Origin of the sequence: Polaribacter sp., from assembly GCF_965660385.1 — a bacterium.
GTDB lineage: Bacteria > Bacteroidota > Bacteroidia > Flavobacteriales > Flavobacteriaceae > Polaribacter.
Genome location: NZ_CBFHZT010000016.1, coordinates 50,248 through 62,624, shown reverse-complemented (window position 1 = coordinate 62,624; position 12,377 = coordinate 50,248). Strand labels below are relative to the sequence as shown.

Sequence of the window (12,377 nt, the reverse complement as noted above, 5' to 3'; positions counted from 1 at the left end):
TTCACCATCGTTTTTACGCTTTGGAAATTTTGAAATTTTTGCAGCAAGAAAAGACCTAAAAAACTTAAAAATATTAGTTGACTATACTATTAAACATCATTTTCCAAATTTAGGAAAACCATCAAAAGAAACTTATATTAAATTTTTTGGAGAAGTTTCAAAACGTACGTTAAGTATGATTATTGATTGGCAAAGAGTGGGTTTTGTACATGGAGTTATGAATACTGATAACATGTCTATTTTAGGCTTAACCATAGATTATGGACCTTATGGATGGCTAGAAGGTTTCGATTTTGGCTGGACACCCAACACCACAGACAGGCAAAATAAAAGATACAGATATGGAAATCAGCCAAATATTGGGCTTTGGAATTTATATCAACTCGCAAATGCTTTGTATCCAATTATTGAAGAAGTTGAGCCTTTAAATGAAATTTTAAATCAATATAAAGTAGATTTTGAAAAGCAATCTCTTCAGATGATGAAATCCAAATTAGGTTTGGTTGCCTCTGATGAAGACGATTTAAAATTGATACAAGATTTAGAAGACAATTTGCAATTGGTTGAAACTGACATGACAATTTTCTTTCGAAATTTAAGTGATTTTTCTGATGAAAAAACAAGTTTTAAATTGATTAAAGATGCTTTTTACGATGTAGAAAATATTTCTGAAGATGTAAAAAACAGATGGAATACTTGGTTTAAAAATTACGAAAACAGACTTGCAATAGAGCGAGTTTCATCCGAAGAAAGAAAAAGACAGATGGATTTGGTTAATCCTAAATATGTTTTAAGAAATTACATGGCACAATTAGCTATAGATGCTGCAGATGATGGTGATTACGCTTTAATTGATGAACTTTTTCAACTCTTAAAAAAACCTTACTCAGAACAACCAAAATTTGAAAAATGGTTTGCGAAAAGACCTGAATGGGCTAGAGATAAAGTAGGATGTTCTATGTTATCTTGTAGCTCTTAAAATACTCTTTTACACTCACAAGACCTTTCTGGTTTTTAAAACCTGAAAGATCTAAATTAAACAAAAAATGAAATTAGGCTTAGGTACAGCAGCTTTAGGAAGACCACAATATATCAATGTGCGTCAAAAAAATGTAGATAATTCTGATTTAGAAGTTTTCAAAAAAGAAAGTTTTCAAGTTTTAGAAGATGCCTATAATTCTGGAGTTCGTTATTTTGATACTGCTCCAGGTTATGGTTTAGCAGAAGAATTGGTCTTGGAATGGTTGCAAACAAAAAATGATTCTTCTATTGAAATTGCCACAAAATGGGGCTATACATACACTGCAAACTTTAACCCAAATGCAACTACTCACGAAGTAAAAGAACACAGTTTATCAAAATTAAATGAACAATGGAGTTTTTCTAAAAAACTACTTCCATTTTTAAAAGTGTATCAAATTCATTCAGCCACTTTAGAAACTGGTGTTTTAGAAAATGATGAAGTTTTACAGCAATTGGCATTTTTAAAAAAAGAAAACCATCTAAAAATTGGATTAACTACCACTGGCACAAATCAAGTTGAAGTTATTAAAAAGGCTTTAGATGTTTTGGTTGATGAAAATCCGTTATTTGATGTTTTTCAAGTTACCTATAATTTTTTGGAGCAAAGTTTATTAGAAGTTGTTGATGAATTAATTCTTAAAAACAAATCTATTGTTATCAAAGAAGCATTGGCAAATGGACGAATTTTTAGAAATTCGAAATATGCAAACTATGCTGGCTTATATACTACTTTAGAAAATTTAGCAAATAAAAATAATGTAGGGATAGATGCTATTGCTCTAAAATATTGCGAACAAACTATTCCTGAAAGTATCATTTTAAGTGGTGCAAGCAACTCAAATCAGTTATCAGAAAATTTAAAAGCAAATAATTTTTCTCTTACTGAGGATGATATTCAACGATTAAATTCTTTTAAAGTTACTCCAAAATTCTATTGGCAAGAAAGAAAAGAGTTACAATGGAATTAACCAAAATCGCTTTAGGTGGTGGCTGTCATTGGTGCACAGAAGCTGTATTTCAATCTTTACATGGAGTTGAAAAAGTAAACCAAGGTTGGATTGCATCCACAGAAAAAAACAACACCTTTTCAGAAGCAGTTATTGTACATTTTAATGAAAGTAAAATCAATTTAAAAAGCTTAATAGAAATTCATTTAGCAACTCATAAAAGTACCAGTAATCATTCCATGAGAAACAAATATCGTTCTGCAATTTACTATTTCAATAGCAATCAAAAAATGGAAAGTGAACAAATTCTGAAAGCATTACAACTCAATTTTAGCGATAAAATAATTACTCAGATTCTGCCTTTTGAAGCGTTTAAACCCTCATCAGAAGAATTTCAAAATTATTATCAGAAAAACCCAAAGAAACCATTTTGTAAAAAATACATCAATCCAAAATTGAATCTTCTAACTCAAAAATTTTCAAAAAATATTTCTTGAAAACCCAAAAAAGGCAGCTATATAATTTATTTTAAAGAATTTGTAGTAACTTTAACTAAATTAAATTCTTATGAAGAAAGCCAAACTTTTAAACTTCATTCCAATTCTTTTCATTGGTGGTGTGTTATTGAGTTTTAATTATTCAACATCAAAAAAAGAATACATTTCTTTAGAAGAAAAGAGCATCACAATTATAGAAAATAAAGATAATTTTAATAAAATGATGGATGTTTTAACACATCCAAGATGCATGAACTGTCATCCAAGTGATAACGTTCCAAAGCAAGGTATGGATAGTCATCCTCATTATTTTGGAATGAAGAGAGGTGAAAATAATCACGGTTTTGAAGCTACAAAATGCGCTACCTGTCACCAAAAAGAAAACAACAATTACTCAGGTGTTCCTGGAGCTCCACATTGGGGTTTAGCTCCAAAATCTATGGCTTGGAAAGGTTTATCTAGAAAAGAAATTGCAGCTGTTATTTTAGATAAAAGTAAAAACGGTGGTAAAAATTTAAAAGAAGTAGAAAAGCATTTAACAGAAGATGACCTTGTTTTGTGGGCTTGGAATCCTGGTGTAAATGCATCTGGTAATCAAAGAGAAACACCACCAATCTCTGAAGAAGAGTTTAAAAAAGTGGTAAAAGAATGGATTGCAAATGGAGCTATAATTCCAGAAAATTAATGGCTAATACATAAAGATGAAGATATCCTTTACAATAAATAACAAAGAGGTTTCAATAGATGTTTCTGATGAAAACACCCCTCTTTTATGGGTGGTTAGAGATGTTTTAGATTTAAAAGGCACCAAATTTGGTTGTGGAAAAGCTGCTTGTGGAGCGTGTACTTTGCATGTAAATGATGTTGCTGTACGTTCTTGTTCTTATGCAGTAAAGTTTGCAGAAGGTAAAAATATAACAACTATAGAAGGTTTGGGAGATGCACAAAATCCACACCCAGTGCAACAAGCTTGGATAGAAGAAGTTGTTCCACAATGTGGTTATTGTCAACCTGGTTTTATCATGTCAACAGCTGCTTTATTAAAGGAAAATCCAAATCCAACTGATGAAGATATTGATAGTAACATCATTAATATTTGTAGATGTGCAACCTATTACAGAATGCGAAAAGCCATACATAGAGCTGCTGAACTAACTAGAGAAACTAAAAGTTAAACCATGGGCAAAAAAATATCACGTAGAAAATTTTTGGTTAGAGGTGGTTTAGGAACTTTAGGTGTTTTAGCCATTGGAACCTATGTTTTTCGAAACCCAATTCGTAGAGAAATTATTGACTTTGCAGATTCATTTGTTGCTCCTTACACTGGTTCTGGAACTGAAGCTAATTTATGGTTCGAAATTACTAAAGACAACACCATTATTTTGCATTCTCCAAAAGTAGAAATGGGCCAAGGAACCTTTACTGGTCTTGCTCAAATTGCTGCTGATGAGTTAGACATTAATATAAATCAAATTCAAGTTATTGCAGCATCAACAGCTAGTGGAATTGTAGATCAGTTAGGAACTGGAGGTAGTTTATCTGTTGCTTCTTTATGGAATCCTTTACGTGAAATGGCAGCTACAATGCGTGAAATGATTAAAATTGAAGCTTCAAAAAAACTACAAATTCCGATTGAAAATTTATCAACTAAAGAAGGAATCGTTTCTGGAAACAATCAACAACTAAGTTATGCTGATGTTGCAAAGGATGTTACTGAATGGGAAATTCCAGATACTCCAGATTTAAAATCTGTTTCAGACTATAAATTGGTAGGAAAACCTGTTGCTAGAATTGATTTAAAAGCAAAAGTGTTTGGAGATCCTATTTTTGGAATGGATGCAGAAATGGAGAACATGTTGCATGCAGTTATTATTCGACCTCAACATATTGGAGCAACATTTAAAAGCGCAAACTTTAGTAAAGCAGAAACAATGCCTGGTGTTGTAAAGGTTGTACAAATTGATGATTGGGTGGGTGTTATTGCAAAAACCTATCCTGAAGCATTGGCTGCAAAATTAGCTGTGAATGTTGAATGGAATATTCCAAAAAAATGGACTGAAGAAGAAATTAGAGATCTTATTTCTGTAGGAAATGGAGATGAAATGATGGTGCAAAAAGAAGGAAATCTTCTAGAAAAAGATTCAGAAAATGTGCTAGAAATGGAATTTAAAAGTCCTTTAGGTGCTCATGCACAAATGGAGCCTAATGGAGCAGTTGCTTCTTATAAAGATGGAAAAGCAACTGTAATTATTTCTACGCAAGTAATTGGCATTACTCAAAAGCAAGTAGCCAATGCATTAAATTTAGATACAGATGATGTAAATATTATACCTACATATTTAGGTGGTGGTTTTGGAAGAAGATTAAATACAAGTCATGCAATAGAAGCCGTTAAAATGGCTAAAGTAGTTGGGCAACCTGTAAAATATTTTTTCACAAGACAAGAAGAATTTCAGAATGATATGTTTAGACCTCCAACACATCATATTATGAAAGGAAAATTAAATGATGAGGGTTTAATTGAAAACTTAGAACATCATTTTGCAAGTGGAAACGTAGCTATTGGTTCAGTATTAATGCCAGACATTACTCATGGAATTTTAGGAGCAGATTTAGGTGCGATTCGTGGAGCTAGTATTCATTATAGTGCTATTAAAAACATCAGAGCCATTCAGTGGCATAAAACATTACCATTTGCTACAAGTTGGTGGCGTAGTTTAGGTTTATTAGCCAATACTTTTGCTATTGAAAGTTTTGTAGATGAATTGGCTTTAAAAGCCAATAAAAATCCTATAGAACTGCGTTTAGCACAAATAAAGGACAATGAAGAAGGAAATCGTTTAAAAAATGTCATCAAAAAAGCACAGACAGCTTCTAATTATTCTGATGCTATTGTTGATGAAAAAGCAATGGGTTTTGCTTCCTCTACAGATGCAGGAACACCTTGCGCACAAGTCGTAGAAGTATCAATTGTAGACAATGAAATTAAAGTACATAAAGTAACCTGTGTTATGGATTGTGGAATTGCAGTAAATCCAGATCAAGTAAAAGCACAATGTGAAGGTGCTATGATTATGGCAATGAGTGCAGCTATGCATGAAAAAATGTATATAGATGATGGACAATTACAACCTACTATTTTTGGTCCTTATGATATGGCATTGTTAAAACACACACCAAAAGAAATAAACGTTCACTTATTACAAGGAGTTGATAAACCTTTACCTGTTGGTGAACCTCCTTTAGGACCAATTGCTGCTGCTATTGGAAATGCAGTTAGAAGATTAACAGGAAAAAGACTAACAGAAATGCCCTTAAAACTCTCATAAATTTTGATACACGAACTCAAAGAAATCATAAATCAAGCTGTTATTAACCAAAAAAAAGGATTGAAAAATGTATTGGCTTCTGTAGTTTATTTAGAAGGTTCATCCTATAGAAAACCAGGAGTTAAAATGTTAATTTCTGAAGATTTAAATTCAGTTGGTGCTGTTTCTGGGGGTTGTGTAGAAAAGGAAATTATTCAAAGAGCCAAAACTGTTTTTAAAGATGATAAAGCAAAAATTATTACTTATGATGGACGATACAGATTAGGTTGTGAAGGAATTCTTTATATTTTAATTGAGCCTCTTTTTATTACTGATGAATTTATAAAAGCATTTTTATTGGCAAATTCAAATCGAGAATCTTTAAAGGTTGACAGTTACTTTGTAAAAGAAGATGAAGTTTATGGCAATTTTGGTTCTGCAATTACATTTGAAAATCAGCAACAATTTACTTTTTCAAAATCGTTTGATACAAATAAAAAAAATGATGTTGAAATATTTACTCAAATTTTGAAACCAGCATTTAAACTTATCATTATTGGAGGTGAACATGATGCTGTAAAATTGTGTAAAATTGGAGCAAATTTGGGTTGGGAAGTAGCTGTAATTACTTCTGTAAAAGACCCCAAACAAATTTCAGATTTTCCAGGAGCAACCTCTGTTATTGGAGAAAGTCCTGAAACAATTCAATTTACTGATATTGAAGAAAACACAGCCATTGTAATTATGAATCATAGTTATGTGCAAGACTTAAAATACGTTGTAAAATTAGCTGAATACATGCCAAAATACATTGGTATTTTAGGCGCACCAAAAAGAAGAGAACGTTTATTTAATGAATTGTTTGAATTTGTGCCTGATATATCTGATGTATTTTTAGAAACAATTTACACGCCTGCTGGCTTACATATTGGTGCACAAACTCCAGAAGAAATTGCAGTTTCTATTGTGGCAGAAATTTTAGCTGTTATCAGAGAAAAAGAACCTTTTTCGCTTCGAAAAATAAATGGTAAAATTCATACATCATAAATGAGTACAATTGCTGTTTTAGTTTTGGCTGCTGGACAATCATCGAGAATGCAAAGCATAAAACAGCTTGCTAAAATTGATGAGAAATATCTTTTAGAAATCACATTAGAAAAAGCAAAAAAAATAGGTTTAAAAAACACCATTTGTGTTTTAGGTGCAAATGCTGAGACCATTAAAAATCAAGTTAATTTTAATGGTATACAAATCATCATTAATACAAATTTTGAAGAAGGCTTAAGCACAAGTATGATTCAAGGCATTCATTATTTAAGAGAAAAACATACCAATATAAATCGTGTTTTAATTTTATTGGCAGATCAACCCGCAATTCAAGAATCGTATTTGGAGGAAATGGTTGACTTATCCTCTAAAAATCCGTCTAAAATTATAGCCTCAACATATCGCAAAACGTATGGCGTTCCTGCTTTAATTCCTTCACTTTATTTTAATGATTTACTAAAAATAAAGGGAGATAAAGGCGCAAAAACATTTTTAAACAGTAATCAATGCTCAATTTTATCACCCAAAAAAAATACAAATCTTATTGATATTGATACTCAAGAGCAACTAAAACAATTTATAAATAGTTAATTTTACAACTATGAAATTTTTTAGATTCTTATTATTCATATCATTTGTAATTTTAATGTACGCTTGTGCAACTACTAAAATGCAAGTGGTAGAAAATCACACCTATAAAAAACCTAACTCAGAAATTCTACATACATTTTATTTAATTGGTGATGCTGGAAACTCTAAACTCAAAGAAAAAGATCCTGCCTTAAGATATCTTGAAAAAGAAATAGAAAACGCAAATGAAAATGCTACTTTAATTTTTTTGGGTGATAATGTATACCAAAAAGGAATACCAAAAAAAGTAAAAAAGAAAAAGAAGAAGAAACGAAAAAGGTATAAACTTGCCAAACATCGCTTAGAAGTACAATATGATATTGGTAAGAAATTTGCCGGAAACACGATTTTTATTCCTGGTAATCACGATTGGTATAGTGGTTTAGATGGCCTAAAAAGACAAGAAGAATTGGTTGAAGACGCTTTAGGAAAAAATAGGTTTCAGCCCGAAAATGGTTGCCCACTTGAAAAAATAGAAATTAATGACGAAATTAACGTTATTGTTGTTGATACACATTGGTTTGTAACCAATTGGAATAAGCATCCTACTATAAATGATAAATGCGAAATTAAAACAAGGCAAAAATTCTTTGATGAATTTGAGGGAATGATAAAAAAATCGCAAGGAAAAACTACGCTTATAGCCTTGCATCATCCTATGTTTACTAACGGACCTCATGGAGGCTACTACTCTTTTAAAAGTCATATTAAACCAGCTCCTTTATTAGGAACTGCTATAAATATTTTGCGAAAAACTTCAGGATCCATCAATACAGATCAACAAAACGAAAAATACAACGAACTAAGAAAACGCATTATTACTATTGCTCAAGCAAATGAAAGAGTACTCTTTGTTTCTGGTCACGAACACAGTTTACAGTACCTTGTAAAAGATAATATTCCTCAAATTGTTAGTGGCTCAGGATCTAAAAATACAGCTGTTAAAAATGTAAACGGAGGTGTTTTTGGTTATGGAACACAAGGATTTGCAAGACTTGATGTGTATAAAAATGGAGAATGTACAGTACATTATTATACAGCAAAAGATAAAAAAATAGTTTTTGAAGCTAATGTTTTTAGTACTGAAAACGAATTTAAAATGGATGAATTTCCGAACACTAAACTAAAAGCAAAAAAAGCTTCCGTTTATAATGATGAAGAGGTTGATAAAAGTAACTTTTATAAGTTTTTGTGGGGTGATCGATATCGAAAATATTTTGGTGCAAAAATAACTGCACCTACTATAGGCTTAGACACCTTATTTGGTGGGTTAACCCCAGTAAGAAGAGGTGGGGGACATCAATCAAAATCTTTAAGGTTGGTAGACAAGCAGGGTAGAGAATATGTAATGAGAGCTTTGAGAAAAAATGCCATTCAATATTTACAATCTGTGGTATTTAAAGATCAGTATATAGAAGGACAGTTTCAAGAATCGTTAACACAAGAATTACTGATGGATGTATTTACAGGTTCTCATCCTTATGCCCCTTTTACTATTGATAAATTAGCCGAAGCCATAGATATTTATCACACTAAACCTGTTTTATATTTCGTGCCAAAACAAAAGGCATTAGCAGAATTTAATAAAGATTATGGTGATGAATTGTATATGATTGAAGAGAGAGCAGACGAAGGTCATGGAGATAAAAAAAACTTCGGATATTCAAACAATTTAATAAGTACAGATGATTTACGAAAAAATTTAGCCAAAGACGAAAAATATGTCTTAGATGAACCAAGCTATATTAGAGCTAGACTTTTTGATATGTTAATTGGTGATTGGGACAGACATCAAGACCAATGGAGATGGGCAGAAATTGAAAAGGATGATCAGGTGATTTATAGACCTGTACCAAGAGATAGAGACCAAGCTTTTTCTATTTTTGGTGATGGTTTTCTTCTCGGGTTTTTAACCAATAGTTTACCCGCTTTAAAAGGAATGCGTTCTTATAGCAAAAATTTAAAAGCACCCAAATGGTTTAGCTATTCTGCTTATCCTTTAGATATGATGTTGATTACCAAATCTGATAAAAATGTTTGGGATAAACAAGTAGCGATAATTCAAAATAAAATTACAGATGAAGTAATTGAAGCTGCTTTAAATAAAATACCTAAAGAATTACAAGACGAAAGTGTTACTGAAATTAAGAAAAAACTTAAAGGAAGAAAAAACAATTTACAAAAAATTGCTGATAGATATTATAAGTATCTAAACAGCTTTCAAGTAGTAATGGGTACCCATAAAGATGATTATTTTGAAATTAATCGTCTTGATAATGGCAATACTCATATTACTATTTACAGGATAAAAGATGGCGAAAAATCGGATATTGTATTAGATAGAACTTTTGATTTTGCAATTACTAAAGAAATTTGGGTATATGGTTTAGATGATGAAGACAAATTTGTTGTAAAAGGTAAAAATAAGATTAGACACATAGAATTAAAAATTATAGGTGGCTTAGATAACGATACGTACGATATTGAAAACACAAGAAACCTTAAAGTATTTGATCAAAAAAAGAAAAAAAATAAATTTAAGAAAAAACAAGATGTCAATAAAAAGTTAACCAATGATTACGATACAAATACTTACGATTACACCAAACTTAAAAGTACGTCTAAAACATTATCGCCAACTATTGGTTTAAACCCTGATGATGGTATAAAATTAGGTTTAAAAAGCACAACCCTTGTTAATGGTTTCGAAAGAAATCCTTTTACAGCCAAACACGTAATAGCTGGCTTCTATTATTTTGCTACAAAGGGGTATGAACTTAATTATTCTGGTGAATTTGCCAACTTTATTAAAAAATGGAACTTTGCTATCGAAGCCAATTACAACAGTCCTAATTTTGCAAGAAATTTTTTTGGGTTTGGTAATGATAGCCCAAACCCAGAAGCACAGAAAGAGGAAGAAAACAGAGATTTTAATAGGGTAAGAATACGTCAGTATAATTTTGGAACCTATTTAAAATGGCGAGGACATTTAGGTGCTAAAATTAAAGCAGGTTTAAATTTTGAGAGTTTTAATGTACAAAAAACACCTGGTAGAATTTTAGATACTCCTCCATTTAATACAAATAGCAAACTCTTCTCTGAACAGCACTACTTAACAGCAGAAACATCTTATTTTTATAAACATTCAGATAACAAAGCTTTTCCAACATTAGCTTTAGAATTAGGTGCTAAATTAGGCTACACAGCTGGTTTAAACGAAAACAAAAGTTTTGGTTTTAGTTCAACTTCTCTAGGAATTAGCCACAAATTAATTCCTAATGGAAAACTAGTATTGGCATCAAAAGTAAAAGCTCATTTTATATTTGGTGATGACTTTGAGTTTTACCAAGCTGCAAATATTGGAGGTAATGAGGGTTTACGCGGATTTAGAAACGAACGTTTTATTGGTAAAAATTCTTTTTATCAAACAACAGATTTAAGATGGAATATTAGAAAAGTAAGAACAGAACTACTACCTTTAAATATCGGTTTATATGGTGGTTTTGATTACGGAAAGGTTTGGGGCACTCCAGAAAAATTAATGCCTTTTAATAATTCTACTGCCTTTAATACTTCTTATGGTGCTGGTTTCTTTTTTAATGCAGCCGGACTTTTTGGCGGTAGTGTAGGATATTTTAATAGCGTGGATGGTCCACGACTTGAATTTAGTTTAGGTTTCGATTTTTAAAAATTATGAGTCAATTAGCGTTAATTTCAGGAACAATTTTTGGATTATTATCTGTAGTATTTGGTGCATTTGGTGCCCATATTTTAAAGAAAAAATTAAATGTAGCGCAATTGCAAAGCTTTGAAACTGGTGTAAAATATCAAATGTACCATGCCATTGTTTTACTAATATTGGGTTTTGAGTTTCAAAACTCAGCAACTATGAATGCTTATATTATTTATAGTTTTATTCTAGGCACTATACTCTTCTCCTTTTCTATTTACGGTTTGGTATTGTCATCAGCAAACCATAAAAAACTACGGTTTTTAGGACCAATAACCCCTTTAGGTGGTTTATTTTTAATTATAGGATGGATGCTGTTGTTGATTAAACTAATCAATTTTTAATTTGTATAAATTACAACCATCTCCGCCATTTTTTTCATCGGTTATGTAAAGTGTTCTATTGTTTTTAAAACAGATACCTTCTTTCTGCGAATGATGTTTTAATTTTATTTTTTGCACTTTTCCTGAAAAAAAATTATCTCCTTCAAAATCAGAAAAAATAATAATGTTTTTTTGAGATAATAAGGCTACTTTTTTCTTGTTGTTTGAAATGTCTGCAGCTGTAAACCAACTGTAATTTTTATCACCATTATTATAACTTCCTAAAAGTTTTGCTTTATGACTACCCTTTTCTGCAGGCACTTTATATAAAAAGGTTTTACCATACTCATCATCAACTCGGCTCTTTGTAAAGATGTAAAAATTTTTATTGAAGTAAAAAAAAGCCTCAGCATCAAAAAAACGTTCATCTTTTTTTGGTGGAAATTTATCTTGATTTTCGTATTCAAACTCAATAACCTCTATATCTGCTTCTTTTTTTGATAAATATTTTTTTTTAATTTTTAAAATTCTCAAATTTTTTCTATCGTTATCATTATTTCCAAAATCGCCAATATAAAGATTACCATCATCGTCAGAAGTAATATCTTCCCAATCTTTATTTTTTGCATCTACATCAATAACGTTTTTAATTTTTCCTTTTTTATTAGATACTTCGTAGATTTTCGATTTGTTACCACTGTCATTGATCATCCAAATAGAGTTGGTACTTTTTATAAACTCATTTCCAGAAACTTCTTTTAAATTTTTAGATAAATCGCCTACCATTTTTAATTGCCCAAAGTTTTGACAACTTACAAGCGTCATTAAACTACAAATAAAAAGTATTTTCTTTTTCATTATCTTATATGAGT

Annotated in this window: 11 protein-coding genes; 10 read left to right on the top strand and 1 reads right to left on the bottom strand. The window is 31.0% G+C overall.

What is annotated here, in order from left to right:
- The 10 genes from ACTG3V_RS06965 to ACTG3V_RS06920 form a co-directional block, all read left to right on the top strand.
- Positions 1-979, top strand: a 979-nt coding sequence (locus ACTG3V_RS06965) for a protein adenylyltransferase SelO family protein (protein ID WP_439131429.1), incomplete at its 5' end; no start/stop codon positions are given.
- Positions 980-1,046: 67 nt separating this feature from the next.
- Positions 1,047-1,991 carry an aldo/keto reductase gene (locus ACTG3V_RS06960; RefSeq protein WP_439131428.1) on the top strand — a complete coding sequence of 315 codons (945 nt, stop codon included), beginning with the start codon at positions 1,047-1,049 and terminating at the stop codon, positions 1,989-1,991.
- Positions 1,982-2,467: a peptide-methionine (S)-S-oxide reductase gene (locus tag ACTG3V_RS06955; RefSeq protein ID WP_439131427.1), complete on the top strand. Its 486-nt coding sequence runs from the start codon at positions 1,982-1,984 to the stop codon at positions 2,465-2,467. The genes ACTG3V_RS06960 and ACTG3V_RS06955 overlap by 10 nt, the downstream gene beginning before the upstream one ends.
- Positions 2,468-2,537: 70 nt before the next feature.
- A complete protein-coding gene (locus ACTG3V_RS06950) occupies positions 2,538-3,152 on the top strand; it encodes a hypothetical protein (RefSeq protein ID WP_439131426.1) in 615 nt (204 codons plus the stop codon).
- A 16-nt stretch (positions 3,153-3,168) separates the two neighbouring features.
- Positions 3,169-3,642, top strand: a complete 474-nt coding sequence (locus ACTG3V_RS06945; RefSeq protein WP_439131425.1) for a (2Fe-2S)-binding protein — start codon at positions 3,169-3,171, stop codon at positions 3,640-3,642.
- A gap of 3 nt (positions 3,643-3,645) precedes the next feature.
- Positions 3,646-5,796: a molybdopterin cofactor-binding domain-containing protein gene (locus ACTG3V_RS06940; protein ID WP_439131424.1), complete on the top strand. Its 2,151-nt coding sequence runs from the start codon at positions 3,646-3,648 to the stop codon at positions 5,794-5,796.
- 3 nt (positions 5,797-5,799) lie between these two features.
- Complete coding sequence (locus ACTG3V_RS06935) at positions 5,800-6,822, top strand: XdhC family protein (protein ID WP_439131423.1); 1,023 nt, start codon at positions 5,800-5,802, stop codon at positions 6,820-6,822.
- Positions 6,823-7,413, top strand: coding sequence for a nucleotidyltransferase family protein (locus ACTG3V_RS06930; protein ID WP_439131422.1), 591 nt, complete (start codon positions 6,823-6,825; stop codon positions 7,411-7,413).
- 10 nt (positions 7,414-7,423) lie between these two features.
- Positions 7,424-11,140 (top strand): metallophosphoesterase, encoded by a 3,717-nt coding sequence (locus ACTG3V_RS06925; RefSeq protein ID WP_439131421.1) that lies wholly within the window; start codon positions 7,424-7,426, stop codon positions 11,138-11,140.
- 5 nt (positions 11,141-11,145) lie between these two features.
- Complete coding sequence (locus ACTG3V_RS06920; protein WP_439131420.1) at positions 11,146-11,526, top strand: DUF423 domain-containing protein; 381 nt, start codon at positions 11,146-11,148, stop codon at positions 11,524-11,526.
- On the opposite strand, the gene ACTG3V_RS06915 is transcribed toward ACTG3V_RS06920, so the two are convergent.
- Positions 11,512-12,363 carry a hypothetical protein gene (locus ACTG3V_RS06915; RefSeq protein WP_439131419.1) on the bottom strand — a complete coding sequence of 284 codons (852 nt, stop codon included), beginning with the start codon at positions 12,361-12,363 and terminating at the stop codon, positions 11,512-11,514. The genes ACTG3V_RS06920 and ACTG3V_RS06915 overlap by 15 nt on opposite strands.
- Positions 12,364-12,377: the final 14 nt, after the last annotated feature.

Bases quoted from the DNA above. Each gene is read 5' to 3' on its own strand.
- ACTG3V_RS06960 (WP_439131428.1), top strand. From the start codon at position 1,047: ATGAAATTAGGCTTAGGTACAGCAGCTTTAGGAAGACCACAATATATC.
- ACTG3V_RS06955 (WP_439131427.1), top strand. From the start codon at position 1,982: ATGGAATTAACCAAAATCGCTTTAGGTGGTGGCTGTCATTGGTGCACA.
- ACTG3V_RS06950 (WP_439131426.1), top strand. From the start codon at position 2,538: ATGAAGAAAGCCAAACTTTTAAACTTCATTCCAATTCTTTTCATTGGT.
- ACTG3V_RS06945 (WP_439131425.1), top strand. From the start codon at position 3,169: ATGAAGATATCCTTTACAATAAATAACAAAGAGGTTTCAATAGATGTT.
- ACTG3V_RS06940 (WP_439131424.1), top strand. From the start codon at position 3,646: ATGGGCAAAAAAATATCACGTAGAAAATTTTTGGTTAGAGGTGGTTTA.
- ACTG3V_RS06930 (WP_439131422.1), top strand. From the start codon at position 6,823: ATGAGTACAATTGCTGTTTTAGTTTTGGCTGCTGGACAATCATCGAGA.
- ACTG3V_RS06925 (WP_439131421.1), top strand. From the start codon at position 7,424: ATGAAATTTTTTAGATTCTTATTATTCATATCATTTGTAATTTTAATG.
- ACTG3V_RS06920 (WP_439131420.1), top strand. From the start codon at position 11,146: ATGAGTCAATTAGCGTTAATTTCAGGAACAATTTTTGGATTATTATCT.
- ACTG3V_RS06915 (WP_439131419.1), bottom strand. From the start codon at position 12,363: ATGAAAAAGAAAATACTTTTTATTTGTAGTTTAATGACGCTTGTAAGT.